Raw genomic sequence first — 25,731 nt, forward strand, 5'->3', positions numbered from 1 at the left:
GTGCCGCGCGGCACCCCGTCGGCGGCGGACGCGGCACCGGCCGTCCCGCCGGACGCCGGGGCGCCGCTCCCCGCACCGGCGCCCGACGCCGCCGCGCCGCCCGCCCCGAGGAGGCAGAACGCCAGCATCAGCGCCACCCCCGCACACACCGCACGCACTCGCTTCACAGCCCTCGCTCCCTCCCGGACATCGGATGAAAGCTTCGGGTCGAGTCAAAGGCATGTCAAGAGACCGGGCACAACGCCTTGTTGGGCCTTGCTGAGTCGAAGAAAGGTCCCATCTTTATGCGGTTCCGCCGTGTGGTGCGGCCCGGGCGTCCGGAGGGGTGCGCACGCCCGCGCGGCCCCGTCGGCGGTGGAACCGGCGGGGGTTGACGGTGCCCGAGCGGCCTCCCTAGGTTGGATCTGTCCTTGACAACGTTGTCGGTGCCCGGGGGCGAGCCGGTCGATCCCTCGCGTCGGCCGCACCGGTCGGGGGCGGCCGCCTGCCCCTCCCCGTTCGGCGAGACCCCGGCGGCGGAACAGCCCGGCACCGGCTCCGCCGCCCTCCCGCGCCGGGCGCCGCCGAGGTGAACGGGGCGGTCCGGTGGCGGGGCGACCCGCCGGGGCCCGGCCGGGGCCCGTGCGCCGACCTGCGGCCGGAGCCGGGACCGCGCACACTGCCAGGGGTACGGCACCCCTTCCGGGGCACCCACGGACGAGGACACGAACCACACACCGAACTTGGCAAGGTGACGCTCCTCATGGTTGAGACGGGCTCGGCGACGCAGCCATCCAGCCACCACGGCAAGGCCGTCGGCATCTCCATCGCGGCCGCGGTCGGCGGATTCCTCTTCGGCTTCGACTCCTCCGTCATCAACGGCGCGGTGGACGCCCTGAGCGGTCACTTCCACCTCGGCGACTTCCTCTCCGGCTTCGTCGTCTCCATCGCCCTGCTCGGCTGCGCCGTCGGCGCCTGGTACGCCGGGCGGCTCGCCGACGGCTGGGGCCGGCGCCGGGTGATGCTGCTCGGCTCGGCCATGTTCGTCGTCAGCTCGGCCGGTTCCGCCTTCGCCTTCTCGGTGCCCGATCTGCTGCTGTGGCGCGTCATCGGCGGCCTCGGCATCGGTATCGCCTCGGTGATCGCCCCCGCCTACATCTCCGAGGTCGCACCCGCCTCCGGCCGTGGCGCGCTCGGCTCCCTCCAGCAACTGGCGATCACCATCGGCCAGCTCGTCGTCCTCAGCTCCAACAAGGGCCTGGCCGGGGCCGCCGGCGGAGCCGCGCACGATCTGTGGCTGGGCATGCCGGCCTGGCGCTGGATGTTCCTCGTGGGCGTCATCCCGGCCGCGGTCTACGGCGTGCTCGCGTTCCTCATCCCCGAATCGCCCCGCTATCTGGTGCTGGAGGGCAAGGACGAGAAGGCCGCCGAGGTGCTGGGCAGGGTCAGCGGCGTCGCCGAGCCGGAGGCCAAGGTCCGCGAGATCCGCGAGACGCTCCGCAAGGAGCACAAGAGCAGCTTCCGGGACATCCGCGGTCACCGCTTCGGGCTGCACCCGCTGGTCTGGGTCGGCATCATCATGGCCGCGTTCCAGCAGCTCGTCGGCATCAACGCGATCTTCTACTACTCGACGACGCTGTGGAAGTCGGTCGGTTTCAGCGAGTCCAACTCCTTCACGACGTCCGTCATCACCGCCGGCATCAACGTCGTCATGACCGTGGTGTCGATGCTGTTCGTCGACCGCGTGGGGCGCCGCCGGCTGCTGACCATCGGCTCGGTCGGTATGTTCCTCGCGCTGACGCTCACCGCCATCGCCTTCTCCCAGCAGCGTGGCAGCGGCAGCGATGTCAGCCTGCCGGACCCCTACGGGCCGATGGCCCTGGTCGGCGCCAACGCGTTCGTCGTCTTCTTCGCCCTCTCCTGGGGCCCGATCATGTGGATCATGCTCGCGGAGATGTTCCCCAACCGGATGCGCGCCATGGCCCTGGCCATCGGCACCGCCTCCAACTGGATCTTCAACTTCATCGTGACCTTCTCCTTCGAGCCCATGACCGACAGGGTCGGCCTCTCCTGGCTGTACGGGGCGTTCGCCTTCTTCGCCCTGGCCTCCTTCGTCTTCGTCCGCACCAAGATCCCCGAGACGAAGCAGCGCGAGCTGGAGTCCATGACCGGCGAGACCTACCGCCGCCCGGAGCGGCCGGCCGGTTAGAGCCCCGGCCGGGCCCCTCGTGCCCGCCCTCTCAGGACGTCGGCCCGTCGGGGGCGTACGGAGGGTCGGACCGGTGGTCCGGCCGTCCGGCGGAGGCCGCGAGGCGGTCGGCGAGTGCGGTGACGAGGCCGCGGAGTTCGTCGGGGCGGTCGATGACGAACGGGCGGTCGAGCGCGGCGAGGACCGGGGGCAGCCAGTCGAGCCGCTCCGCCCGCAGTTCGACCCGCAGCCAGCGCTCGCCCGCCCCGCCCCCGCCCGCCGCGGGGTCGATCTCCTCCAGGGTCGCGACGCCGGCGGGCAGACGGGCCCGGATCTGCTCGACCGTGCCGTGGACCCGCAGACTCACCGCGTGCCGGTACTCGGCCGTGGCGAACGCCGACAGCAGGCGCTGTGCCGGGGCGGGCCCCTCGGGCGCCTCGAACGAGCCGGGCAGGGTCCGCGCGTCCGCGACGCGGTCGAGCCGGAAGGTGCGGTCCTCGCCGAGCCCGGCGTCCCGGCCCGTGACGTACCAGCGGCCCGCATGGGCGACGATCCCGTACGCGTGCAGCGTGCGTTCGCTGCGCCTCCCGTCGCGGTCGGTGTAGCGGATCGCGACCGGGCGGCGGTGGCGCACCGCGTCGGCGACGGTGAGCAGGACCCCGGTGTCCGGGGCGGGGAACTCCCGGGGCGCTTCCGTGAAGTCGAGGGATTCCCGGAGCGTGTCGAGCCGGCGGGCGAGGTGCCGGGGCAGCACCCGCCGGATCTTCGCCGAGGCCGTCTCGTTCGCCGTCTGCTGTGCCGTCGCCGGTCCGGCCCGCCGGCCGGCGACCAGGCCGAGCAGCACGGCCAGCGCCTCGTCGTCGCTGAACATCAGCGGAGGCAGGCGGTACCCGGGGGCGAGCCGGTACCCGCCGTAGCGGCCGCGCACCGATTCCACGGGGACGTCCAGATCGATGAGCTGGTCCACGTAGCGGCGCACGGTGCGCCCCTCGACGCCGAGCCGGTCGGCCAGTTCGGCCGTGGTCCGGGTGCCGCCCGACTGCAACAGCTCCAGGAGCGTCAGTACGCGGGAGGTCGGCCGGGACATGTCCGCAGCCTAACGCGGATACCGGACCGGTTCTGTCCACTATCTCTCCTAGGCTGCGAGGCGCACACCTCAGCACGACCAAGGAGATCCCCATGGAGTTCGTCTCGATCCGCATCATCACCGGCGACGTGGCCCGCCTCGTCGAGTTCTACGAGCGGGCCACGGGGGTGGAAGCGACGTGGGCCACCGAGGAGTTCGCCGAACTCAGGACCGCGGGCGCCACTCTGGCGATCGCCGGCGCCGGCACCGTCTCGGTGTTCGGCCCCGGCGCCGCCCGCCCGGCGGACAACCACAGCGTGATCATCGAGTTCCTCGTCGACGACGTGGACCGTGTCCACCGGAACCTGACCGGGTTCGTCACCGACTTCGTCAACGAGCCCACCACGATGCCCTGGGGCAACCGGTCGCTGCTCTTCCGCGACCCCGACGGCAACCTCGTCAACTTCTTCACCCCCGTCACCCCGGCGGCCAAGGAGAAGTTCGCCCGCTGACGCCCCGCGGCTCGTACGGCCGCACGGCCGCACGGCTTCCGGGCGGCTAGCCGTGGAAGGCCGTGGTCGCTTCGAGAGGGGCCCGCTCGGCCGTGACGTGGTTGACCGGCGCGCTCTCGTCGGCGTAGCCGAAGGAGATGCCGACGAGCAACTTGCCCTCGGTGACGCCGAGTTCGTCCCGGACGGTGTCGGCGTAGAAGCTGAGCAGGCCCTGCGGGCAGCTGGCCACGCCGTACGCCGCCATGGCCAGGAGCAGCGTCTGCATATAGGCGCCGACGTCGGCGGCCAGCCGCGGGCCGCCGTCGCCGGTGACGAACAGGAACGCGGCGTGCGGCGCCCCGTAGAAGCGCAGACTCTCCGCGTCGTAGGCGGCGCGGGCCGCGTGGTCGCCGGGGCCGATGCCGAGCGCGCCGTACAGACCGGCGCCGAACGCCGCACGCCGCTCCTGGTGGACGGGCGCGTACATGTCCTCGGAGTACGGGAAGTCGGCCGAGAGGCGCTGTGCGGCGTGCGCCTCCTGGAGGGCGTCCGCCAGGCGTGCGCGCCGTGCGCCGCCGGCCACCTCGACCCGCCAGGGCTGCGCGTTGGAGTTGGACGGCGCCGCGCCGGCCAGGGAGAAGATCGCGCGGATCGTCTCCTCGGGCACGGCCTCGGGGCGGAAGGCCCGGGTGGCGTGCCGCCCGCGTATCAGCTGCTCCGCGTAGCGGCTCAGCTCCGCGCGGCCGTTCGGCCCGGTGAGTACCGGTGTGCTCATGGAAGTCTCCTCGGGAAGCACCGATGTAAACGGAATCGTTTACCTGCGGGACGACCGTAGCAAGCCATGGCTTCCGAAGTAAACGGAGGCGTATACTTCCCGGTATGAGTACGGTGACGACGGCGCCCCGGCGGCAGGGGCGCGGCGGGCGCGAACGCATCCTGGCCGCCGCCGCCCAGCTGTTCGCGGCCCAGGGGATCAACGCGACCGGCATGGAACAGGTCGCCGAACAGGCACCCGTGTCCAAGCGCACCCTCTACGCGCACTTCCGCACCAAGAGCGAGCTGGTCGTCGCCCATCTGCACGACCTCGCCTCGGCCGGCCACACCCTGGGCAGCGTGCTGACCCGCGAGGACATCCCCGCCAGGGAACGCGTCCTCGCGCTGTTCGCGCCGCTCCCGGCGGACGCGGCCCCGGTGCGCGGATGCCCGTTCATCGACGCAGCGGCGGAGTTCCCCGACCCCGAGAGCGCGGTCCACTCCTACGCCCGCGAGCAGAAGCTGCTGATGGTGCGGCTGGTCACCGCGCTCGTCACGGAACTCGGCTGCCGCGAGCCCGCCGCACTCGCCGAACAGCTCGTCACCCTCGCCGACGGGGCCGCCAGCCGCGCCATGGTGCTGGGTGAGGCGGACTACGGGCGGCACGCGCGGGCGGCGGCGGAGATCCTCCTGGACAACGCCCTGCCGGACACGGACTGATCGGCCGGTACGGCTCCCGCCCGCTGCACACCCGACGGCGCCCCGCCCGCCGCGGAACGCGGGGCAGCCGGGGCGCCGGTCGCGCCCCGGCTCAGGCGAACTGGCCGGGCCGGTAGCTTCCCGCGGGCTGCCGGACGGCGACGTTCACCCGGTTGTAGAAGTTGATGAAGCCGATGAGCAGCACCAGCGCGGTGAGCTGCTCCTCGTCGTAGTGCTCGGCGGCCCGCGCCCAGACCTCGTCCGGGACACCGCCCGCCGCGTCCGCGATCCGCGTGCCCTGCTCGGTCAGCTCCAGCGCGGCGCGCTCGGCCTCGGTGAAGACCGTCGCCTCCCGCCAGGCCGCCACCAGGTTGAGCCGGAGCGCCGTCTCACCGGCCTCGGCGGCGTCCTTGGCGTGCATGTCCGTGCAGAAGCCGCAGCCGTTGATCTGGCTGGCGCGGAGCTTCACCAGCTCCTGGGTGGCGGCCGGCAGCCCCGAGTCCGCGAGCGCCTTGCCGGCGGCGTTGAGATGCTTGAGAAACGTCCCGGTGAGCGGCTGGCCGAAGAGGTTCAGTCGGGCTTCCATGGTGGGCTCCTTGGCTGTGTCGGTGCCGCGCCCCGGCCGGGACGCGCACACCTGTCCGTCCTTGCACAGCTACGACGGATCGGCACCGCCCGGATGTGACATGCCCCCGGGACGCCCCAGGGAAGGCCCCGGCCGGACGCGTCAGCCCATCTTCTTCAGCAGCTCCACCGCCAGCGGCGCGGACGAGGCCGGGTTCTGCCCGGTGACCAGCGTCCGGTCCGTCACCACGTGCGGGGCCCACGGCTCCTTCTCCTGGAAGCGCGCCCCCATCGCCGTCAGCCGGTCCTGGAGCAGCCACTTCGCCTTGTTCGCGAAGCCCGCCTGGGCCTCCTCGGCGTTGGTGAACGCCGTCAGCCGGTAGCCGGAGAAGGCGTGCCGGCCGTCGTCGCGGACGGCGGCGAGCAGGGCCGCCGGCGCGTGGCAGACGACGCCGAGCGGGATGCCCTCGTCCAGGGCGCGCAGCAGCAGGGCGGCGGAGTCCCGGTCGCCGGCGAGGTCCTCCATGGGCCCGTGCCCGCCCGGGTAGAAGATCGCGCCGTACTCGGTGAGCGAGTCCAGCGGGACGTCGGACAGCCGCATCGGGTGCTGGAGTTCGGTGAAGGCCGCCAGCAGCTTGGCCACCCGGTCGGCGCCCTCCTGCCCGCCGTTGGCCGCCGGCTCCAGACTGCCCGCGTCCACGGTCGGCACCACACCGCCCGGCGTGGCCACGGCGATCTCGTGCCCCGCGGCCTTGAACGCCTCGTACGGTGCGGCCGCCTCCTCGGCCCACACCCCCGTGGGGTGCAGGGTGCCGTCGGCCAGCGTCCAGTGATCGGCGCCGGTCACCACGTACAGGATCTTTGCCATGGGGGCTCATCTCCGGGCGTTCCTCGGGGGTACGGACCGGCTCCGGGCCACCGCACGGCCCCGCCGGGCGCGGTCCGGAACCACGCGCCGACGCTCCGCGCACGGGCCGCCGACACGCCTCACTCCGACCGTAAAAGGCGCCGCGAACCACCACCAACGCACCCCCTGCGAGGCATGCCGCCCACCTGGGGTGAGGCTCCTGCCGGGTTCTGCCGCTCGCCTGGGATGGGGCTCCTGCTGGGTGTGCCGCGCGCCTGGGATGAGGCTCTTGCCGGGTTTTGCTCGCCCGCCTGGGATGGGGCTCCTGCTGGGTATGCCGCGCGCCTGGGATGGGGCTCCTGCCGGGTGTGTCGCGCGCCTGGGACGGGTTCTTGCCGGGTATGCCGCCCCGGCGGGGATGAGGCTCCTGCCGGGTGTGCCGCCTCGGCTGGACGCGCCCCTGCCCGGCGCTCCGCTCAGCCGAGGGGGGACGCGGCGGGAGACGGCCTTGTGGGTGCGGGTCGGCGCCGTCTCCCCTCCGCCCCCGGCGCGGCGAGCATCCGCATACCGCGCCCTGCCTCGTGCCCTCGCTGGGAGCGCCTTCGCCTTGGGACTACTCGGCTTCGCTGGCTGAATGCCCCTGCCCGGGCGCACGTGGCCGGGCGCACCTGGCCGGGCGGGGGCGATTTCGGCATGTCCAGCCCCGCGGGTGCGGGGAGCACGAGTCCGCGATGCCATACGGCTCGATCGCCGCCGGACCACCCCCGCGCGTGCGGGGAGCACACCGGACTCGGCGCCTCTCTCATCCTCTTCTTCGGACCACCCCGCGCGTGCTGGGAGCACAATGCCGAACCCCCGCAGGGGGGGTTGCGCGCTGGACCACCCCCGCGCGTGCGGGGAGCACATCGGGGCATCTGCTTCCTTTCTCCTGCTGGGCGGACCATCCCCGCGCGTGCGGGGAGCACCGGGCGAAGCAGACGAGGCGGTACCCGTCGACCGGACCATCCCCGCGCGTGCGGGGAGCACGACCGCTCTATCCGTGGGAGACACCTGTGCACAGGACCATCCCCGCGCGTGCGGGGAGCACTGACGGACATCACGTCTCCTCGGTGCGGAGGGAGGACCATCCCCGCGCGTGCGGGGAGCACGCCCCGAGCGAAATCTTCAGCCGTGCAGCGATCGGACCATCCCCGCGCGTGCGGGGAGCACACTTCCTGACCAGCGACGTTACTCGCGGAATGGCGTATTCAGCATCACCTCGCCGCTGCCGGTACGACTTACCTGCCCGCCTGTGGACAACTCACGACGCCCGACAGCCAGTCCTGCGTACGGTCCTGCCAACGACCGAGGAGGCAGTAGTGGAGCAGGCGGAGCGGTGGGCGCGGTGGGCCGTGCTGGTGGCGTTCGTACAGGTAGCGGTGGGCGTGGTCGGCCTGTTGAGGGCTCGGCCCTTCGGTCAGCGCGCCGCCGTCCCGCCAGCCGAAGACCCTTCAGCGGGCGTTCAGTTCCCGCCGTGCCGTATTGATCACGTTGTGTGCGTCGGCGCCGTACACGGCGGATTCCCGCAGAGTGCGCCAGACGCGCGAGTAGGTGGCGATGCTGTCGGCGTCGTCGAGCCGCAACTCGGCATGCCAGTCCTCCGCGATCACAAGCCGTTCGTCGAATATCCAGAACCCGTTGGCGGCAGGGATCTTCAGCGAGGCGCCGAACGGGATGACTCCCAGCTCGACGGTATCCATCCCGATCAGACCGGTAAGACGATCCAGCTGAGCGACGAGAACGGACGGCGGGCAGATCAGAGCACGGAGGGCCGCCTCCCACATCAAGGCGTGAAGCCTCCTGCCTCCCTGATACAGCCACTCCTGGCGCTTCATCCGCGCACGGACGGCGTCATCGGTATCGCGGACGGTGCCTTGGAGGTCGGCGTACCGCAAGAACATGTGCCGCGCGTAGTCGGCAGTCTGGAGCATGCCCGGAACCACGGACTCCTCCCATACCCGGATGGTCTGGGAACGCGAGACTTCCGCATTCCAACTGTCCTGCACAGGCCGGTGGCCCGCGGCCAGTTGTCGCCGCCACGACCGGATGTGGGACTCGAAACCCTTGAGGCGCGACTCCAGTTGCTCGAAGGTGTCAGGCTGCCCCACGCCCTCCGCCCAGGCCCGCAGGTCGCCCGAGGTGGCGGTCTGCTGACCGTTCTCCAACTTGTAGATCTTGGAGTGCGGCCAGCCGATCCGTCGGGCAAGCTCGGGGCCGGTGACACGGCCCCCAGGAGTGGAGAGGCGCAGCTCTCGCAACCGCGCCCCGAGGGCCTCCCGCGCCTGCTGAAAGTCCGTGCTCACCGGTGCCGCTCGCTAGCCCTTCCCGCCCATCTGCGCGGCGAACTCGTCGTGAAGCATGGACCCGTGCACTGCGGCGTCGCGCACCTGGCAGTACCGCAGTACCTCGCCCGGTTCCGTGATGATCTCCACGTCGTGGAAGGCGTCTTCGTCATCGAACCGGAGTACCGCCACGAGACGGCTGTCGAACAGCCAGAAGTCCTCTGCGGGCAGCCGAAGCTGTGTCGCGTCCCTACGCCACAGATTCCGCGCGTCCTCGCCCGTCGCCGCGTTGCACTCCGCGTACTTGAGCAGGAACAACTGACCTTCCGTGGGCGGGTCGTCAACCACACGCACACGCCCCACGTACTTGCCTGCGCCCGTCTGCCGCCGAATGTTGGTGCACCAGTCGCTGTCGAGGTCACAGGCGACCGTGCCCGTCGCCAGGAACTCGGCGTAGGAGGGATCTTCCCGATCCGTGGCGTAGCCACGTCGTGTCTCCAGGTGCCAGGCCGAGTGCTCGAAGGACTGGAAGAGCCTTCCGAACTCCTCCAGCCCGATGATTTTCGGCACGCGCTCGATCTCCTTGGGCCCGTGGCGGACAAGCAGTTCGCGGGGGACGACTACCGCAGCATCCCCCAGGCCGAAGTGCTCAAGCTGGGCGAGATCGTCCGGCGCGGAGAGCGGCTTGCCCTGCACAATGATCTCACCGCTGTCGAGGTCCTCATGGATCGCAGGGCACCCACCGTTCTTGCTGTCGGTGCCATTGAATCGCAGTCGCCGCATCGTCAACTCCTGGCTGCCTCGGGTCCCGTCGTACCGCGTTCAGCATCGCCACGTTCGGCGTTGCGGGCCACAGCGGAAGGCATCCGACGTGAGACCACGCGAGAACATTCGGCAAGCCTCTGAGAACAGAGGAGAACATCGCGTGGTGGGTGTCGACCCACCGTTCCTACCGTCACGTCCATGAACCCAGCCGTGCAGTCACGTGACGTCGATCCCTTCTCGGCTGTCGAGGCGCAAAGGGAAGCGCTCGATCAAGCGGGCACAGTGCTTCCGTACCCAGGGGCCGATGCCTCACCGGGACTCGCTCTCGTAGATCCGGGGCGCGTACGGCCGGAAGTCGATGCCGTACCGGCCCGCGTGATCCAGCAGGGGAGCGACAGCACTGGCGAGCTGACGTGCCAGGCCGTACTTGGCGCCGTCGCCGGTGGACGGGTACCGCTCCCGGGCGGAGCGGTCTCGTGAGTGCGCGGCCCCCGGCCGTGGGAAACCTGCTGGTGGACGAGGCCACCGCGGTGGCATCACCGCCCGCACTGCCGTGGGTCGGACGCATGCAGCGTGTGGCGAGCGACGGCCGGTACGTGCTGGTCAGCGCGACCGGCTATGCATGGTCGGCCGACCCGGTCCGGTCGCGGCCCGCGAACGGCGCCGAGCGCGAGGCGTTCGCGCACGATGCCGAAGCACTGCGCCGCGAGGTCGCCGACGCGGTGCGCCGGACGGCGCTCAGGACTGCCCGGTGAAGCCCCGGATGACGCTCCGCGTCTCCCGCGACGGCGGGCGCACCTGGACGCCCCGCCGCACCATCCAGCCCGTCCCGGGCCCCGCGGCGAGCACCGCCTGGCCGCCGTGCCGCTGCCCGAAGTGCCACCGCAGCGATGCCCGTTGAGTCGGCGGTCGCGGCTCTGCACCGCATCGTCACAGCTGAGGCAGACGCGTGCGAGCGCTGCCGCACCCGCCCCCACGTCACCGTCGATATCGCCCCCGAGCCCCCGGCCGGCGACGGTCTTCCGTGGCTGGTCGTCCGGGGCACCTGCGAGTGCCCTTCCCCCCTCCGACTCCAGGACCTCCATGAGTGATGAGACACCCCAGGTCGACCACGAGCGCGTGCTGCGGGACGTGCTGGACGCCTGCCTCAAGCACGGCAACCCGCCCCCGCCAACAGCGAATTGAGGGCCAGGAGCAGTTCGGCCGCCCCCGGTGGTGGTCATGGCGCTCTCCAGGCTCTTCACACGGCGACGCGGGGCGCCTTCGATGGGCCTGTGTGCCCAACTGACCTACTGCTCCACCTTCTTGACCGGGGCGGCATCACGAACCCTGACCGGATCTCCGCCGGCCAGTTCCTCACCATCCCCCGGTACGGAGCCCGCTCGCGTCCCACGCGACCAGGCGCACCGTGCGAATGGTGCTTCCGTGTGTCGTGTCCGTGGCGGGCGGACTCGCCCGCGTCATGGCCCTCCCGCCCGTCGAGCGGCTGCTCGACCGGTTCGGCCTCGGCATCGTCGACGAGGAGACCAAGGCCGCCCCCTGAGCACCGCCCCACCCCCGTCCGACCCGTCCGCCGTCGCCGTCGAACTGGAACGCATCCGCCGCACGATCGAAGTCGGGTTCACCCGCACCGACGGCGCCCTGGCGCTGCTGGTACAGCGCACCGACCAGACCGAGCAGCGGCTCACCGAGCACGAGCAGCACCTCGACCAGCAGGACGCACGGCTCGATGCGGTCGAGCGGGGCGACGGTCTCGCCGACCACGAGTCCCGACTCCGCACACTGGAGCGGGCCCGCTGGCCCCTGCCATCCCTGGCTGCGCTGACCGGTGTCGGCGCCCTCGCCCTGGCACTACTCGACTTCACACGCTGACAATGCCCCCGCACGGCCACACATGGCCGGGCGGGGGCACTTTCGTCATGTCCAGCCCCGCGCGTGCGGGGCACCTTGCCCTCGCGGGCCTTCCGCTCGGCCTCGACGGACCATCCCCGCGCGTGCGGGGAGCACGCGACCGGCGGCGGCTCGGATGAGGCGGCGAGCGGACCATCCCCGCGGGTGCGGGGAGCACGGGGGCCGCCCCGGGCGTGTTCAGAACGGGGGAGGACCATCCCCGCGCGTGCGGGGGAGCACACCGTGAGGGAGACCCGGATCGACATGTTCTCCGGACCACCCCCGCGCATGCGGGGAGCACTGGCCGCCGGTGCCCAGCGGGTAGAACTCGCTCGGACCACCCCCGCGCGTGCGGGGAGCACATCAGGTCGGCGGTAGCCAACCTGATCGCGACTGGACCACCCCCGCGCGTGCGGGGAGCACATCGGCCCGATGGGGTCGGGGAAGACGTTCCGTGGACCATCCCCGCGCGTGCGGGGAGCATCGCGAGCCGTGCCGCACCGACCCGGACGCCTGGGGACCATCCCCGCGCGTGCGGGGAGCATGGTGATCTGGAGATCACGAACGACGCGGTGAGCGGACCATCCCCGCGCGTGCGGGGAGCATACTTCTTGACCAGCAGCTTTCCGCGCCTTCGCGTCACCTACCGCAGATAGGTGCGCTGCCATTCCACCGAGGACATGTTCTGTGCGGCATCAGCAAGGGCAATCGCCGACGGGGTCTTGAGCTTCGCTCGCGTGCTGTCGACCCACTCGCGAGCGTTCCGGTAGCCCTGCTCCAGGTACTCAAGACCTTGGATCATGCATTCGAGCTTGTCGGCATCGTGAGCGACGAGTACCTCGATCGAGTCGCCGGTCTCGTACTCGTCGACTACGGCCTGAATGCCGGCGGCAACCTTCGGGTGTGCGTCGGCGACCTGGTCGCGGGTGACATCCTCGTTCTTCGCCGCCGTGAGGTACCGCCGCCCGATCCACGGAATGTCGCCGACCCGGGTCTCCTGCGTGTCGTGGAAGGTGCACAGCAGCGCGACCCTGCCCGGGTCGGCGCCCTCCATCATCGCGAACACGGAACCGATCACTGCCGTGCGGAAGCTGTGCTCAGCGATCGTCTCCGGGTCCTTGACTCCCGCGATCCACCAGCTGAAGCGCTTGCCGCGCTTCAGCGCGCCCATCTCCATCAGGTAGCCAACGGTCCCCCTGGCGTGCTGAGCGTCAGACATGCGCTGACCTTCCTGGATCGGGAGTTGTTCGGCTTCAGGCCGAATGCACTGCGTCGAAGTGGGCTTCGCCGAGCAGGCCCGATCGCTCGCGCTGCTGGTGCAACGCACCGACGTCCCGGTTCCGCACGCTGGAGCGAGCCCGATGGCCCTGCCGTGCCTGGCCGCGCTGACCGGTGTGACCTCCCCACCGCCCACCGCCAACATGCCACACAACACACCAGCAGAGGAGCCGTAAGTACCGCTGCGCCCTCGCGCTCCCCGCTGCCACCATTCACGGCCGGTGTCCACCCAATACGGCTCCACACCGGCCCGGGCCCTGAGTACCGTCGTGGGTAGGAACTGCCCGACGGATGGAGCACGGATGTCCTGCTGCCCGCTCGTACGACGGTGCACCACCAAGGGGGCTCACTGATGCTGGAGGAAGCCGAGGAGATCGGCCGGCGTGTGCGACGCGCGCGGCTACGTCTTGGGATGCCGCAAGCTGACCTCGCAGCAGCACTGGGCCGCTCCCAGGGGTGGGTCTCGAAGATGGAGCACGGCCATATCGAGCTGGACCGAGTCGGGCTACTCAACCAGGTAGCCGCCGAACTGCACGTCCATCCCAACGACTTGATCGGTCGCCCGTACAACAGCTCCCCTGACGAGAACCAGTGGCAGGTAGCCGCAGCCTCGATCCTGCGCGAGCTTCGGCGCTATGACCTCACGCCCGTATTCGACGGTCCGCCGCGGTCCGCCGCGCAGCTCTGGCAGGAGACAACGCGTCTTCATCGTCTCCGTGACGCCGCAGCCAACACGTCGATCATTCAGGTGCTTCCGGACCTGTTCCGCGAGGCCCGTGCTCTCGCTGAGAACTTCACCGGCCGGGAGCGCGAGGAAGCGTTCGCGATCTACGCCGTGTGCTGCAAGTTCGCCCATACAGCGGCACATGCCCTCGGGCATCCGGAGCTGATCGCCATGGCGTGCGAGCGGGCCGCCTGGGCTGCCCGCCTGTCCGGCGACTCCGTCATGCCCGCAGTCGCCGACTGGATGCGGGTATGGGACATGTGGGCCACCGCGGACTGGAACGACTCCATCGCTCTCGCCGACCGCGCCATCAGCAGCGTGCAGCAGGGCTACGACCGCGGTGACCCCCTTTCCGTGCGCGCCTGGGGATCGCTCCAGCTCCGAGCCGCCGTTTCTGCCGCACGGGGAGGCCGCTCAGCGGAAGCCGAGGACCGTATCGCACACGCGAAGACCGCGGCCGATCGCGTGAGCCGGTACGAGGGTCCGCCCGTCTACGACCGGCATTCGCTGACCTTCTCCCCCGGAAACGTCTCGATCCATGCCCTGAGCGTGGCCATTGAGATGGGCGAGCACGGCAAGGCTCTGGCCATAAGCCGCCGTACGCCGACGGAGGTCATCGCTTCCCTTCCCAACTCCCGCCAAGGGCACTACCACATGGACCTGGGCCGGGCATGGCTGTGGGACGGCAACCGAGACAGGGCACTGAAGGAGTTGGAGACCGCGGAACGCACCGCGCCGCAGCTCATCCGGAACCACCCCATCGCCCGGTCAACCCTCCGGAGCCTCGTCTACGCCGAACGAGCAGGAACCCGTGAGAAGCTCCGGCGCATGTCGGACCGGTTCCACCTCGACGCCTGACAACTGTATTCCTTCGGTTCATATTGGGCGTCTTTCACGCCCCTAGCTTCGGGGCATGGCTGAACGGACTGCGCCTCAACGTGCCCTGTGCGGCGGCCGGTTAGCGGCTGACGCCTATCGCCCCCGTCTCGGTGATCTCGCCCTCGACCTGGTTGCCGACAGCCGCATCGGTGTCGTGGTCGGGCTGCCGGGCGAGTTCGCGCAGTCGTACCACCTGCGGACACCTGGCGGGGGGATCGACTGGCGCGCGAAAGGTGACGGGACCACCCTGCGCCCCGTCTCCGTGCCGGTCACACACGCCACTCCCGGCAACGGCGGGGCACGGTACGACGCTCCCACCGGTACGGCTGCCTTCCCGATCACCGTCCACCACGCAGACGGCGGCGTCTCCGACTCGTCTCTCGTACTCACCTGTGACGAAGTGGCCCGGTGGGGCGAGCAGTTCGCTTCCCTTCTAGCGCAAGAGCGTTCGCGGTGAGCGCCATGACGGTACGGGTTTCCCGTGATGGCGGACGGACGTGGACGAGGCGCCGCACCGTCCGGCCCGGCCGGGTCCCCACGGTGAGCGCAGCGTGGCCGCCGTGCCGTTGCACCAGGTGCCGTCGGCACCGTTGACCAGTCGCTTGCAGCCGTTCGGCGCTGCGTGACCGACGGGGGCGGACGAGCGTCGGCCGGCTCGCCCCCGTGTTCCCGTCACGGTCGACGCCGCACGGCACAGCGGAAAGGCATCTCCATGAGCTACAGAACCGGCGCCTACGTCGTCGATCGGCGCCGCGACCAAGTCGCCCGCGTGATGGGCCACAACGGCCACTTCCTGCTGCTGCGGCCCCCGCGCGGCGGCATCGAGTGGGACTGCCCGCCCGAGTGGGCGCGCCTCGCCACCCAGGCGGAACTCCGCGCGGCCGGGATCACCTCGCGCGGAACCGAGCGGCCGGGGAAGACGACGCCATGAGCCGGACGCGGCAGCGGACCATGTCCACATGCGGGATCGCCGGCCCGGCCTGGCTCTGCCTCATCGGCCTCGGGCTCGGCGTCGTGCTCCGGCACGCCCTGCACAGCATCTCCTTCTGACTCCCGTCTGCGTCGGCAAGACCGCCCGAACCCCGACGCACACGGGACGCCCCGGCCCGATGGCGCCCCGTCGTATCGCGCCGCCCCGGGCCGGGGCACCGACCCTCCCCATGGCGACCGACGGGTCAGGGTCGCACCCCATCTCCTGAAGGGACAGGTATGCCCACCATCAACCCCTCTGCGTACGAGGACATCGCGGACGCGCTCCGCTCGGGCTTCGCCACGGGATTCCCGGCATGACCTGGGAGCCGCACGCCGCCGCCCTCGCCGACCGAGCGGCCCACCGCCATTCCCGGTGGGCGGAGCCCCTCGCCACCACGCCCCGGCACGTGTTCGTTCCCCGCTGGTGGGGCCGAGGTCCCGACGGCGAATGGCTGCTACGGGACGGCGCTGAGGACCCCGACTCCTGGTTCCGGGAGGCGTACTCCGACACGTCCCTGGTGACCCGTGTCGGCCGCCTGCACGCGGACGACGCAGCCGACGACGCCCGCCCACCGGAAGGCCGGCCGACCTCCTCGGCCACCCTGCCGAGCCTGCTGGTGCGCATGTACCAGCACGCCCTCATCGACGACGCCGACACCGTGTGCGACGTGGGCACCGGCAGCGGATACGGCACCGCACTCCTCGCCCGACGCCTCACCTCCCGACAGGTCGTGAGCCTCGATGTCGACCCGTACCTGGTCGACGCCGCCCGGACACGCCTGGAGACGGTCGGGCTCACACCACGGGTCGCGCACGCCGACGCGACCGGCCCCCTGCCGGTCGACCCGGGATCCGTCGACCGCCTCGTCGCCACCGTCGCCGTGGGCCCGCCGATTCCCCCTTCCTGGCTCGACGCCCTGTGCGTCGGCGGACGCCTCGTCACCGTCCTCGCAGGAACCTCGCTGCTCGTCACTGCCGAACGCACCGACGACGGCGGAGCCCTCGGCCGCGTCGCGTGGGACCGCGCCGGGTTCATGCCGGCCCGGCACGGCCCGAACCACCCGCCCGGCGCCGGCACGGTCCTGGCCGAAGCGGCCGTCGGTGACGGCGAGGACGTGTCGCTCGGCCCGTACCCCGTCGTCGATGTCGAGAACGCATGGGATCTCGCCTGCATGGTCGCCCTCAAGGCCCCCGGGGTCGAGCACGCCTACCGCGAGGACGACGACGGCCGGCGCACCGCCCTCATGGCGCATCCGGACGGCTCCTGGGCGCGCGCCACCGCGGCCGGCGACCAGCGGCCCACCGTCCACCAGAGCGGCCCGCGCCGCCTGTGGGACCTCCTCGACGAGTGCCGCGCCTACTGGCTCACACACGGCGAACTGCCCGTCCGGGGCGCCCGTGTCATCGTCCGGCCCGACGGGACGACCGTCCTCGCCCGCGGCCGGTGGCACCACAAGGTCGAGACGAGGTGATCCCCATGAGCGACGAGGTCGACGGGTACGGCGTTTTTCGGGGAGGAGGAAGAGACCGTCGGGGAGATCGAAGAGGAGCAGGACGGTGATGAGTGAACCGGGGCCCTTCTCGGGCGAGCCGCTGAGCAACCTTCAGCGGATCGGCATGCTCATCAAGCGGGACCTGCCGGACCGCTCCGGGCCCTCCCACGGATGCGACCAGCACCCGCCCGAGCGCACGAAGCTCATCGCACGCGCCGGATGGGTCTGCCTCGACTGCGTCCGCGAGGCGAACCGGTGACGTACCCAGGACGCCCGAGCAGTGCGGCCGCTGGGGGCGTCGTCTGTGCGCGGTCCATCGCGAGTGGTGACGCCCGACCACGCCAGGGCCGGGGGGAGGGAGGAAAAGAATCACAACCCCCTGAGTGCGTCCCGTAGTTCGCCGGCGGATTCGTGGACGAGGGAGGCCAGGGTCTGGGGTTCGCGGATGGTGGTGAAGCGGACGTCGGTCGGGGTGGGGCCCGTGGTCGTGTAGGCGTGGACCGCGGGGCGGGGGAGGGAGTTGTAGGCGTAGGGGGTGGAGAAGTAGTAGGCGCCGGTGTCCAGGAGGGCGGTGTGGTCGCCTTCCTCCAGGGGCGGGAGGGGGCGCTCGCGGGCGACGAGGTCACCGGCGAAGCAGCAGGGGCCGGCGACGTCCTGGGCGACGGGGGAGTCGTCCCGCTTGGGCCGGCCCTCGGCGTCGTAGGCGGCGACGCGCAGCGGCCAGGCGTCGGGGGTGAGGACGGTGCGGACGGCGAGCTGGGCGCCGGCGTGGGTGACGGCGATGCGCCGGCCGCCGGCGGTCTTGGTGTATTCGACGCGGGCCAGCACGGTGCCCGCCTTGGCCAGCAGGGAGCGGCCGAATTCGGTGACGAGCCCGTAGGCGCCGGAGAAGAGGCCGGGGGCGGTGTCGGCGAGGAGCCGGGCGTAGTCGGCGTAGGTGGGCTCGGTCTCGTCGGAGGCGAAGTTGACGGGGAGTCCGCCGCCGAGGTCGAGGGTGTCGATCCGGGTGTGGCCGACGGCGGCGTTGATCTCTTCGGCGAGGTCGAGGACGGCGGCGGCGCCGCGGGCCATCAGCTCGGGCGGGATGCCCTGGGAGCCGACGTGTGCGTGCAGCCGGGTGAGCCAGGGGCGGTCCCGGTACGCCTGGACGACGGCGTCCCGGGCACCCGCGTCGCGCAGTGGGAAGCCGAACTTGGAGGTGGCGGTCGCCGTGCTCATGGCGCCGATGCTGCCCGCGCCGAGCTGGGGGTTGACGCGCAGCCCGAGCGGCGGCGGGGGCGCTCCGGCGCGGGCCACGAGGGCGTCGAGGCGGGCGAGTTCGGCCGGGTTGTCGGCGTTGAGGGCGATGCCGGAGGTGAGGGCTTCGGCCAGTTCGGCGCGGGTCTTGGCGGGGGAGTCGAGCACGGTGCGGTCGGCGGGGACGCCGGCGGCGCGGGCGAGGGCGAGTTCGCCGGGGCTGGCGGCCTCGCAGCCGAGCCCTTCGTCGGCGAGGAGCCGCAGGACGGGGACGAGTGAGCACGCCTTGACGGCGAAGGTGTGCAGGACGGGTGTCCCGGGTGCGGCGACGGCGGCGAAGGCGGCGTGCAGGGCGCGGGCGGCCTCGCGGACGGCGGTGACGTCGAGCAGCCCGGCCACGGGGGCCGTCGCGCCGTCGAGGAGGCCGCGGCCGACGGCGGCGCGGACGGCCAGATCGCGGCGGTGTGCGGCGTTCATGTCTTCAGCCAAGCACGGGCGGCGGAGGCGGGCACCGTTGACTAGGAATATTCAGTGAATAAGGTAGGTGAATAAGTCGTTGCACGGCGGTTCCGGTGTTCCGGGACCGGACCCCGGTGGCCCGACAGCTCAGGGCCGTCCGGATTCTCCGGGCCCCGGGGGTGTCCGCGTACGCCGCCGGCGCCGTGCACCGTCTCCACGTCGGTCGGTGAGGGAGGCAACACCATGAGTGGTGGGAGTGGAATGGCTGGGCCGCGCCCCGTCCGGGCACCGCGCGGCAGCGCGCTGAGCGCCCGGGGGTGGCAGCAGGAGGCCGCGCTGCGGATGCTTCAGAACAACCTCGACCCGGAGGTGGCCGAGCATCCCGACAAGCTCGTCGTCTACGGCGGCACCGGCAAGGCCGCACGGGATTGGAACTCCTTCGACGCGATGGTCCGCACGCTGACCACGCTGCGGGACGACGAGACGATGCTCGTCCAGTCCGGCCGGCCCGTCGGCGTCATGACGACGCACGAGTGGGCGCCCAGGGTGCTCATCGCCAACTCGAACCTCGTCGGCGACTGGGCCAACTGGGAGGAGTTCCGCCGCCTCGAACAGCTCGGGCTGACCATGTACGGCCAGATGACGGCCGGTTCGTGGATCTACATCGGCACCCAGGGCATCCTCCAGGGCACCTACGAGACGTTCGCCGCCGTCGCGGCGAAGAAGTTCGGCGGCACCCTCGCCGGCACCGTCACGCTGACCGCCGGACTCGGCGGCATGGGCGGCGCCCAGCCGCTCGCCGTCACCATGAACGACGGTGTGGCGATCGTCGTCGAGTGCGACCCCTCGCGGATCGAACGCCGTATCGCGCACGGCTATCTGGACGTGCGCGCCGACAGCGTCGCCGACGCGCTCCGGCTCGCCGTCGAGGCACGCGACGCGCGGCGCCCGCTGTCCATCGGGCTGCTCGGCAACGCCGCCGAGGTGCTGCCGCGGATGCTCGCCGACGGCGCACCGATCGACATCGTCACCGACCAGACCTCCGCCCACGACCCGCTGGCCTACCTCCCCCTCGGCGTCGACTTCGACGACATGGCGGACTACGCGGCCGAGAAGCCCGCCGACTTCACCGCCCGCGCCCGGGAGTCCATGGCCCGGCACGTGGAGGCCATGGTCGGCTTCCAGGACGCCGGTGCCGAGGTCTTCGACTACGGCAACTCGCTGCGCGGCGAGGCCCAACTCGGCGGGTTCGAGCGCGCGTTCGCCTTCCCGGGCTTCGTCCCCGCCTACATCCGGCCGCTGTTCTGCGAGGGCAAGGGCCCCTTCCGCTGGGCCGCGCTCTCCGGCGACCCCGCCGACATCGCCGCCACCGACCGGGCCCTGCTCGACCTCTTCCCGGAGAACGAGTCCCTCGCCCGCTGGCTGAAGCTCGCTGGGGAACGCGTCCACTACCAGGGGCTGCCCGCCCGGATCTGCTGGCTCGGATACGGCGAGCGGGACCGCGCGGGGGAGCGGTTCAACGAGATGGTCGCGTCCGGCGAGATCAGCGCGCCCCTGGTGCTGGGCCGGGACCACCTCGACTGCGGCTCCGTCGCCTCGCCCTACCGCGAGACGGAGGGCATGCGCGACGGGTCCGACGCGATCGCTGACTGGCCCATGCTCAACGCCATGGTGAACGTGGCCTCCGGCGCCTCCTGGGTGTCCCTGCACCACGGCGGCGGCGTCGGCATGGGCCGCTCGCTGCACGCCGGGCAGGTCACGGTCGCCGACGGGACGGCCCTCGCGGGTGAGAAGCTGCGCCGGGTGCTGACGAACGACCCGGGCATGGGCGTCATCCGGCATGTCGACGCCGGATACCCCGAGGCCGAGGCCGTCGCCGGGGAGCGCGGCGTCCGCGTCCCCATGCGGGAGGGCGCGGCCGATGCGTGACGACCGCGAGGCCGCCGGGGGCGCTCCCGGCGTGCCGTCCTTCCACAGCATGTGGCGGGAACTGCTCGGTGTCGGGCGGCACCCCGGCAGCGGGGGGTATCGGCGGTTCGCCTGGGGCGGCGCCGACGCCGAGTGCCGCGAGTGGTTCCGGGCGCAGGCGAAGGCCCGCGGCCTCGCCTACGAGCTGGACCGGAACGGGAACCAGTGGGCCTGGCACGGCGACCCGGCGGCGGGCGACGCCGTGGTCACCGGCTCGCACCTGGACTCCGTGCCGGACGGCGGCGCCTTCGACGGCCCGCTCGGCGTGCTGTCGGCCTTCGCCGCCTTCGACGAACTCCGGGCGCGCGGCGCCGCGTTCACCCGCCCCTTCGGTGTGGTCAACTTCGCCGACGAGGAGGGCGCCCGCTTCGGCCTGGCCTGCGTCGGCTCCCGGCTGACGGCCGGCACCCTCACCCCGGAGGCCGCGTACGCGCTGCGCGACGCGGACGGCACCACGCTGCCGCAGGCCATGGAGGCGGCCGGGTACGATCCGTCGACGCTGGGCCCCGACCCCGAACGCCTCGCCCGGATCGGCGCGTTCGTCGAGCTGCACATCGAGCAGGGCCGGGCCCTGGCCGAGACCCCGCACCCGGTGGCGGTCGCCTCCGCGATCTGGCCGCACGGCCGCTGGCGGTTCGACTTCCGCGGCGAGGCCAACCACGCGGGCACGACCCGGCTGGAGGACCGCCGCGACCCGATGCTGACCTACGCCAACACGGTGCTGGCGGCCCGGAAGAAGGCGCGGCTGGCGGGCGCGCTGGCCACCTTCGGGAAGGTCGCCGTCGAGCCGAACGGGGTGAACGCCGTGCCGTCGCTGGTCAGCGGCTGGCTGGACTCGCGGGCGCCGGATGAGGAGACGCTCGCCGGGGTCGTCGCGGAGATCGAGCGGGCGGCGGCCGAGCGCGGCGGTCGCGACGGCGTGGAGGTGGCCGTCGTCCGCGAGTCGGCGACGGCGCTCGTCGAGTTCGACCACGCCCTGCGCGACCGGCTGGCCGAGCGGCTCGCGGCGCGGCCGGGCACCCCGCCCGGCGGTGTGCCCGTGCTGCCCACCGGTGCGGGACACGACGCGGGTATTTTGTCCGCTTCGATCCCTACGGCAATGCTGTACGTCCGCAATCCGACCGGCGTCTCGCACTCGCCCGCCGAGTCCGCCGAGGAGGACGACTGTGTGGCGGGCGTGCTGGCGCTCGCCGATGTACTGGAAGGTCTCGCATGCCGTCCACAGAGCTGACCGAGCTGACCTACTGGTGCGAGTACGCCTGGCTGAACGGCACCGTCGAGCCCGGCGTCGCCCTGGACACCGGTGCGGGCGGGCGCCTGACGGCCGTCCGCACCGGCGTCGAGGCGCCGCCGCCCGGCGCCACCGTGCTGCGCGGGCTCACCCTGCCGGGGCTGGCCAACGCGCACTCGCACGCCTTCCACCGTGCGCTGCGCGGCACCGTCCAGGTGGGCTCGGGCACCTTCTGGACCTGGCGCGACACGATGTACCAGACGGCGTCGCTGCTCACCCCGGACAGCTACTACGCGCTGGCCCGCGCCGTCTACGCCGAGATGGCGCTCGCCGGCATCACCTGCGTCGGCGAGTTCCACTATCTGCACCACGCGCCCGGCGGCGAGCGCTACGACGACCCCAACGCGATGAGCCATGCGCTGGTCGCCGCGGCCCGCGACGCCGGGATCCGCATCACCCTGCTGGACACCGCGTACCTCGCCTCCGGCATCGGCCGCCGCGGCCGGGGCGAGCCGCCCACCCGGCAGCAGCGGCGGTTCTCCGACGGCACGGCCGAGGCGTGGGCCGAGCGGGCCGCCGGCTTCGTGCCGGAGAACGACCCGGACCGGCCGCACGCCCGGCTCGGCGCCGCCGTGCACTCGGTGCGCGCCGTACCGGCCCGGGAGCTGGGCACCGTCGCCGAGTGGGCACGCGAACGGGACGCGCCGCTGCACGTCCATCTGTCCGAGCAGACCGCCGAGAACGAGTCCTGCCGCAGCGTGCACGGCGTCACCCCGACCGAACTCCTCGCCGACCACGGGGTGCTGGGACCGCGCACCGTCGCCGTGCACGCCACCCACCTGGACGGCGACGACATCCGCCGCCTCGGCAGCTCCGGCACCGGCGTGTGCATGTGCCCGACGACCGAACGCGACCTGGCCGACGGCATCGGCCCGGCGCCCGCGCTCCAGCGGGCCGGGTCCTCGCTCTCGCTGGGCAGCGACAGCCACGCCGTCGTCGACCTGTTCGAGGAGGCACGCGCCCTCGAACTCGACGAGCGGCTGCGCAGCCGCACCCGCGGCCACTGGACGGCCGGTCAGCTGCTGCGTGCCGCCACCGAGCACGGGCACGCGGCGCTCGGCTGGCCCGAGGCCGGCCGACTGGAGGCGGGCCAGCTGGCCGACTTCACCACCGTCGCGCTCGACTCGGTGCGCACGGCCGGCCCCGTGCCGCGGCTGGCCGGGGAGACGGCGGTGTTCGCGGCGACGGCCTGCGATGTGCGGCACACCGTCGTCGGCGGCCGGCACCTCGTCCAGGACGGCCGGCACACGACGGTGCCCGACGTCCCCCGCGCCCTGACCGACACCATCGCCGCCCTACGCCCCTGACACCCCGCCGTGCCCGACCGAGCGCCTCCCCTTCCCGAACGGGCCCCGCCCCGCCGGGACCGGGCCACCTCCCACCGGACGACCCGGATCCCCTGGCTCGCCGAGCCGGGCCGCCTCTCACCGGACGGCCCGGATGCCTTGGCTCGCCGGGGCCGGGCCGCCTCCCACTGGACGACCCGGATCCCCTGGCTGGCCGAGCCGGGCCGCCTCTCACCGGACGGCCCGGATCCCTTGGCTCGCCGGGGCCGGGCCGCCTCCCCCGGGCCGGACCGGGACACCTGGCTCGCCGGGCCGAGCACCTCTCCGGTCCGGACGGGCCGGGGCCCGGCCCGGCAGACCGGAGAGACTCCGGCACCCAGCCGGATCGGGAGCCGGGGCCCCGGACCGGAGGCCCGGCGGACCGGCGAACCGGAGGCTTCGGCTCAGCGGGGCCCGGCCCGGCGGACCGGCGGCCGGTGCTCAGCCGGGCCGGGAGCCCGAGATCCGGGCCCGGCCCGGCAGACCGATGGCCCCGGCCCAGCGGGGGCCCTGGCCCGGCGGGCCCGGGACCCGGGGTCCAGCAGACCGGGGCCCGAGCCCGAGACCGGGGGGTACAGCCCCCGACGACAGCAGACGTACCGACCCGCAACGACCCAGCGCCCCACCGACCCGCCACGGACGGACACCACATGCCCACCACAGCGCTCCTCAACATCGGCAGCCTCGTCACCAACGACCCCGCGCAGGGCGACGGTTCGCCCCTCGGCGTCATCCGGAACGGCGCCGTCGTCATCGAGGACGGCACCGTCGCCTGGACCGGCCCCAGCGACTCGGCCCCGGCGGCCGACACGGCGCACGACGCGGGTGGCCGCGCCGCGATCCCCGGCTTCGTCGACTCCCACTCGCACCTCGTCTTCGCCGGGGACCGCACCGAGGAGTTCCACGCCCGGATGTCCGGGCGGCCCTACCGGGCCGGGGGCATCCGCACCACCGTCGCCGCCACCCGTGAGGCGAGCGACGAGGCGCTGGCCGCCAACCTCGCCGCGCATCTGCGCGAGATGCGCCGCCAGGGCACCACAACCGTCGAGACCAAGTCCGGCTACGGGCTGACCACGCACGACGAGGCCCGCGCGCTGCGCGTCGCCGCCGAGCAGGCCGACGAGGTCACCTACCTCGGCGCCCACATCGTCGCCCCCGAGTACGCCGACGACCCGGACGGCTACACCGCGCTCGTCACCGGCGAGATGCTCGACGCCTGCGCCCCCTACGCCCGCTGGGTCGACGTGTTCTGCGAGCAGGGCGCCTTCGGCGAGGACCAGGCCCGCGCCATCCTCACCGCCGGCCAGGCCAGGGGTCTCACGCCCCGGGTGCACGCCAACCAGCTCTCGCACGGCCCCGGCGTCCAGCTCGCCGTCGAGCTCGGCGCCGCCTCCGCCGACCACTGCACCCATCTGACCGACGCCGACGTGGACGCCCTCGCGCACGGCGGGACCGTCGCCACGCTGCTGCCCGGCTGCGAGTTCTCCACCCGCGCCGTCTACCCCGACGCCCGCCGCCTCCTCGACGCCGGGGCCCGGGTCGCGCTGTCCACGGACTGCAACCCGGGCTCCTCGTTCACCTCGTCCATGCCGTTCTGCATCGCGATCGCCGTACGCGAGATGAACATGACGCCGGACGAGGCCCTGTGGTCCGCCACCGCCGGGGGCGCCCTCGCGCTGCGCCGCACCGACGTCGGCCGCCTCGCCCCGGGCGCCCGCGCCGACCTGGCGCTGCTGGACGCGCCCTCGCACGTCCATCTCGCCTACCGGCCCGGCGTGCCGCTGGTGACGGACGTCTGGCACGCGGGCGCACGCGTCTGAGCGGACGGGACGGCCGGGACCGGCAGCCGCCGCCCGCCGCCGCCCGCCGTCTCCCTGCCATCCCCCGCCGTCGGCTCCGTCCGGCGGTCCGTTCCGGTCGGAATCCGGTGGCGGGACCGCCGGGCGGCCGTCAATGTACGGGCGTGGACACGTTCTCGACGCCCTTGACGACAGCGCGCCTCGCCCTGCGCCCCTTCACCGACACGGAGTCCGATCTCGACCTCGTCGTCGCGCTCGACAGCGACCCCGAGGTGATGCGCTACCTCACCGGCGGCCGCCCGAGGACCCGCGAGGAGATCCGCACCGCGTCCTTCGAGCGGATGCTGCACGGCGGGTTCTGGGCCACCCATCTGCGGACGACGGGCGAGTTCCTCGGCTGGCACTGCCTGCACCCGGTACCGGATGCGACACCGCCGACGGCCGAACTGGGCTACCGGCTGCGCAGGGCCGCCTGGGGCCACGGCTACGCGACGGAAGGCGCCCGCGCGCTGATCGACCGGGGCTTCGCCGAGCCGGGTCTCCAGCGGATCACCGCGCACACCATGCACGTCAACGCCCGCTCCCGGCACGTCATGGAGAAGTGCGGGCTCTCCTACCGCCGCACCTGGTTCGGGGAGTGGCCGGAGCCGATCGAGGGCGGCGAGCACGGTGACGTCGAGTACGTACTGACGCGGGGGGAGTGGCAGGAGCAGCGGGCCCGCAGGTAGTGCCCGGCCCCCGGGC

At 72.6% G+C, this 25,731-nt stretch carries 23 protein-coding genes and 1 CRISPR repeat array; of the genes, 14 read left to right on the forward strand and 9 right to left on the reverse strand.

The features are described 5' to 3' along the window. Positions 1-742: 742 nt before the first annotated feature. Positions 743-2,188, forward strand: coding sequence for a sugar porter family MFS transporter (locus SCA03_RS21320; protein ID WP_030889184.1), 1,446 nt, complete (start codon positions 743-745; stop codon positions 2,186-2,188). 31 nt (positions 2,189-2,219) lie between these two features. On the opposite strand, the gene SCA03_RS21325 is transcribed toward SCA03_RS21320, so the two are convergent. Further along, on the reverse strand, positions 2,220-3,254 hold the full coding sequence (locus tag SCA03_RS21325; protein WP_030892526.1) for a helix-turn-helix transcriptional regulator: 1,035 nt from the start codon (positions 3,252-3,254) through the stop codon (positions 2,220-2,222). Positions 3,255-3,346: 92 nt separating this feature from the next. Between SCA03_RS21325 and SCA03_RS21330 the strand changes: the two genes are divergently transcribed. Further along, the gene (locus SCA03_RS21330) at positions 3,347-3,745 is read left to right on the forward strand and encodes a VOC family protein (RefSeq protein WP_030889181.1); all 399 of its coding nucleotides are present in this window, start codon (positions 3,347-3,349) and stop codon (positions 3,743-3,745) included. Between the two features lie 46 nt (positions 3,746-3,791). Here the strand turns inward: SCA03_RS21330 and SCA03_RS21335 are convergent, their stop codons facing one another. Beyond that, positions 3,792-4,499: a nitroreductase gene (locus tag SCA03_RS21335; RefSeq protein ID WP_086815182.1), complete on the reverse strand. Its 708-nt coding sequence runs from the start codon at positions 4,497-4,499 to the stop codon at positions 3,792-3,794. A gap of 104 nt (positions 4,500-4,603) precedes the next feature. Between SCA03_RS21335 and SCA03_RS21340 the strand changes: the two genes are divergently transcribed. Next, a complete protein-coding gene (locus SCA03_RS21340) occupies positions 4,604-5,197 on the forward strand; it encodes a TetR/AcrR family transcriptional regulator (RefSeq protein ID WP_030892532.1) in 594 nt (197 codons plus the stop codon). 91 nt (positions 5,198-5,288) lie between these two features. Here SCA03_RS21340 and SCA03_RS21345 read toward each other — a convergent pair whose 3' ends face one another. From SCA03_RS21345 to SCA03_RS21360, 4 genes are all read right to left on the reverse strand, one after another. After that, positions 5,289-5,762 carry a carboxymuconolactone decarboxylase family protein gene (locus SCA03_RS21345; protein ID WP_030889174.1) on the reverse strand — a complete coding sequence of 158 codons (474 nt, stop codon included), beginning with the start codon at positions 5,760-5,762 and terminating at the stop codon, positions 5,289-5,291. A 141-nt stretch (positions 5,763-5,903) separates the two neighbouring features. Then, positions 5,904-6,608 carry a type 1 glutamine amidotransferase domain-containing protein gene (locus SCA03_RS21350; protein WP_030889171.1) on the reverse strand — a complete coding sequence of 235 codons (705 nt, stop codon included), beginning with the start codon at positions 6,606-6,608 and terminating at the stop codon, positions 5,904-5,906. An 855-nt stretch (positions 6,609-7,463) separates the two neighbouring features. After that, positions 7,464-7,796: direct repeats of the CRISPR family, unit length 28 nt; unit sequence GGACCATCCCCGCGCGTGCGGGGAGCAC. A 281-nt stretch (positions 7,797-8,077) separates the two neighbouring features. Further along, positions 8,078-8,929, reverse strand: a complete 852-nt coding sequence (locus tag SCA03_RS21355; RefSeq protein WP_086815181.1) for a helix-turn-helix domain-containing protein — start codon at positions 8,927-8,929, stop codon at positions 8,078-8,080. Positions 8,930-8,941: 12 nt separating this feature from the next. Beyond that, complete coding sequence (locus SCA03_RS21360; protein WP_086815180.1) at positions 8,942-9,691, reverse strand: DUF6879 family protein; 750 nt, start codon at positions 9,689-9,691, stop codon at positions 8,942-8,944. Positions 9,692-10,149: 458 nt separating this feature from the next. Between SCA03_RS21360 and SCA03_RS21370 the strand changes: the two genes are divergently transcribed. Further along, positions 10,150-10,428 carry a hypothetical protein gene (locus tag SCA03_RS21370; protein ID WP_086815178.1) on the forward strand — a complete coding sequence of 93 codons (279 nt, stop codon included), beginning with the start codon at positions 10,150-10,152 and terminating at the stop codon, positions 10,426-10,428. A 601-nt stretch (positions 10,429-11,029) separates the two neighbouring features. On the opposite strand, the gene SCA03_RS37305 is transcribed toward SCA03_RS21370, so the two are convergent. Both SCA03_RS37305 and SCA03_RS21390 read right to left on the reverse strand, forming a co-directional pair. Continuing rightward, positions 11,030-11,437 carry a hypothetical protein gene (locus tag SCA03_RS37305; protein WP_158102274.1) on the reverse strand — a complete coding sequence of 136 codons (408 nt, stop codon included), beginning with the start codon at positions 11,435-11,437 and terminating at the stop codon, positions 11,030-11,032. 769 nt (positions 11,438-12,206) lie between these two features. Continuing rightward, positions 12,207-12,782, reverse strand: coding sequence for an HD domain-containing protein (locus SCA03_RS21390; protein WP_086815176.1), 576 nt, complete (start codon positions 12,780-12,782; stop codon positions 12,207-12,209). A gap of 411 nt (positions 12,783-13,193) precedes the next feature. Between SCA03_RS21390 and SCA03_RS21395 the strand changes: the two genes are divergently transcribed. The 5 genes from SCA03_RS21395 (at position 13,194) to SCA03_RS21415 (ending at position 17,168) form a co-directional block, all read left to right on the forward strand. Beyond that, positions 13,194-14,423: a helix-turn-helix domain-containing protein gene (locus SCA03_RS21395; protein WP_086815175.1), complete on the forward strand. Its 1,230-nt coding sequence runs from the start codon at positions 13,194-13,196 to the stop codon at positions 14,421-14,423. A gap of 733 nt (positions 14,424-15,156) precedes the next feature. Further along, the gene (locus SCA03_RS21405) at positions 15,157-15,375 is read left to right on the forward strand and encodes a hypothetical protein (protein ID WP_086815174.1); all 219 of its coding nucleotides are present in this window, start codon (positions 15,157-15,159) and stop codon (positions 15,373-15,375) included. After that, positions 15,372-15,494: a hypothetical protein gene (locus SCA03_RS36845; protein WP_268932842.1), complete on the forward strand. Its 123-nt coding sequence runs from the start codon at positions 15,372-15,374 to the stop codon at positions 15,492-15,494. Before SCA03_RS21405 ends, SCA03_RS36845 begins: the two co-directional genes overlap by 4 nt. 236 nt (positions 15,495-15,730) lie before the next feature. Further along, complete coding sequence (locus SCA03_RS21410) at positions 15,731-16,888, forward strand: methyltransferase domain-containing protein (RefSeq protein WP_086815173.1); 1,158 nt, start codon at positions 15,731-15,733, stop codon at positions 16,886-16,888. Between the two features lie 88 nt (positions 16,889-16,976). Next, positions 16,977-17,168: a hypothetical protein gene (locus tag SCA03_RS21415; protein ID WP_086815172.1), complete on the forward strand. Its 192-nt coding sequence runs from the start codon at positions 16,977-16,979 to the stop codon at positions 17,166-17,168. A 110-nt stretch (positions 17,169-17,278) separates the two neighbouring features. Here SCA03_RS21415 and SCA03_RS21420 read toward each other — a convergent pair whose 3' ends face one another. Beyond that, positions 17,279-18,622 (reverse strand): type III PLP-dependent enzyme domain-containing protein, encoded by a 1,344-nt coding sequence (locus tag SCA03_RS21420; protein ID WP_141275574.1) that lies wholly within the window; start codon positions 18,620-18,622, stop codon positions 17,279-17,281. 243 nt (positions 18,623-18,865) lie between these two features. On the opposite strand from SCA03_RS21420, the gene hutU reads away from it, so the two are divergent. The 5 genes from hutU to SCA03_RS21445 all read left to right on the forward strand — a co-directional run bounded on the left by hutU (position 18,866) and on the right by SCA03_RS21445 (position 25,715). After that, positions 18,866-20,533: a urocanate hydratase gene (gene hutU / locus SCA03_RS21425; protein WP_030889131.1), complete on the forward strand. Its 1,668-nt coding sequence runs from the start codon at positions 18,866-18,868 to the stop codon at positions 20,531-20,533. Then, positions 20,526-21,803: an allantoate amidohydrolase gene (locus tag SCA03_RS21430; protein WP_030889128.1), complete on the forward strand. Its 1,278-nt coding sequence runs from the start codon at positions 20,526-20,528 to the stop codon at positions 21,801-21,803. The genes hutU and SCA03_RS21430 overlap by 8 nt, the downstream gene beginning before the upstream one ends. Beyond that, on the forward strand, positions 21,785-23,170 hold the full coding sequence (locus SCA03_RS21435; protein ID WP_141275575.1) for a formimidoylglutamate deiminase: 1,386 nt from the start codon (positions 21,785-21,787) through the stop codon (positions 23,168-23,170). The genes SCA03_RS21430 and SCA03_RS21435 overlap by 19 nt, the downstream gene beginning before the upstream one ends. Positions 23,171-23,838: 668 nt before the next feature. After that, a complete protein-coding gene (hutI, locus tag SCA03_RS21440) occupies positions 23,839-25,008 on the forward strand; it encodes an imidazolonepropionase (RefSeq protein ID WP_086817991.1) in 1,170 nt (389 codons plus the stop codon). Positions 25,009-25,172: 164 nt separating this feature from the next. Next, positions 25,173-25,715: a GNAT family N-acetyltransferase gene (locus tag SCA03_RS21445; protein ID WP_199812935.1), complete on the forward strand. Its 543-nt coding sequence runs from the start codon at positions 25,173-25,175 to the stop codon at positions 25,713-25,715. Positions 25,716-25,731: the final 16 nt, after the last annotated feature.

The organism is Streptomyces cacaoi (assembly GCF_006539165.1).
In the GTDB taxonomy this organism is placed as follows: Bacteria; Actinomycetota; Actinomycetes; order Streptomycetales; family Streptomycetaceae; genus Streptomyces; species Streptomyces cacaoi.

Excerpts from the sequence above, each read along its gene's own strand:
- SCA03_RS21320 (WP_030889184.1), top strand. The coding sequence starts at position 743 with ATGGTTGAGACGGGCTCGGCGACGCAGCCATCCAGCCACCACGGCAAG.
- SCA03_RS21325 (WP_030892526.1), bottom strand. The coding sequence starts at position 3,254 with ATGTCCCGGCCGACCTCCCGCGTACTGACGCTCCTGGAGCTGTTGCAG.
- SCA03_RS21330 (WP_030889181.1), top strand. The coding sequence starts at position 3,347 with ATGGAGTTCGTCTCGATCCGCATCATCACCGGCGACGTGGCCCGCCTC.
- SCA03_RS21335 (WP_086815182.1), bottom strand. The coding sequence starts at position 4,499 with ATGAGCACACCGGTACTCACCGGGCCGAACGGCCGCGCGGAGCTGAGC.
- SCA03_RS21340 (WP_030892532.1), top strand. The coding sequence starts at position 4,604 with ATGAGTACGGTGACGACGGCGCCCCGGCGGCAGGGGCGCGGCGGGCGC.
- SCA03_RS21345 (WP_030889174.1), bottom strand. The coding sequence starts at position 5,762 with ATGGAAGCCCGACTGAACCTCTTCGGCCAGCCGCTCACCGGGACGTTT.
- SCA03_RS21350 (WP_030889171.1), bottom strand. The coding sequence starts at position 6,608 with ATGGCAAAGATCCTGTACGTGGTGACCGGCGCCGATCACTGGACGCTG.
- SCA03_RS21360 (WP_086815180.1), bottom strand. The coding sequence starts at position 9,691 with ATGCGGCGACTGCGATTCAATGGCACCGACAGCAAGAACGGTGGGTGC.
- SCA03_RS21390 (WP_086815176.1), bottom strand. The coding sequence starts at position 12,782 with ATGTCTGACGCTCAGCACGCCAGGGGGACCGTTGGCTACCTGATGGAG.
- SCA03_RS21395 (WP_086815175.1), top strand. The coding sequence starts at position 13,194 with ATGCTGGAGGAAGCCGAGGAGATCGGCCGGCGTGTGCGACGCGCGCGG.
- SCA03_RS21405 (WP_086815174.1), top strand. The coding sequence starts at position 15,157 with ATGAGCTACAGAACCGGCGCCTACGTCGTCGATCGGCGCCGCGACCAA.
- SCA03_RS36845 (WP_268932842.1), top strand. The coding sequence starts at position 15,372 with ATGAGCCGGACGCGGCAGCGGACCATGTCCACATGCGGGATCGCCGGC.
- SCA03_RS21410 (WP_086815173.1), top strand. The coding sequence starts at position 15,731 with ATGACCTGGGAGCCGCACGCCGCCGCCCTCGCCGACCGAGCGGCCCAC.
- SCA03_RS21415 (WP_086815172.1), top strand. The coding sequence starts at position 16,977 with ATGAGTGAACCGGGGCCCTTCTCGGGCGAGCCGCTGAGCAACCTTCAG.
- SCA03_RS21420 (WP_141275574.1), bottom strand. The coding sequence starts at position 18,622 with ATGAACGCCGCACACCGCCGCGATCTGGCCGTCCGCGCCGCCGTCGGC.
- hutU (WP_030889131.1), top strand. The coding sequence starts at position 18,866 with ATGGCTGGGCCGCGCCCCGTCCGGGCACCGCGCGGCAGCGCGCTGAGC.
- SCA03_RS21430 (WP_030889128.1), top strand. The coding sequence starts at position 20,526 with ATGCGTGACGACCGCGAGGCCGCCGGGGGCGCTCCCGGCGTGCCGTCC.
- SCA03_RS21435 (WP_141275575.1), top strand. The coding sequence starts at position 21,785 with ATGCCGTCCACAGAGCTGACCGAGCTGACCTACTGGTGCGAGTACGCC.
- hutI (WP_086817991.1), top strand. The coding sequence starts at position 23,839 with ATGCCCACCACAGCGCTCCTCAACATCGGCAGCCTCGTCACCAACGAC.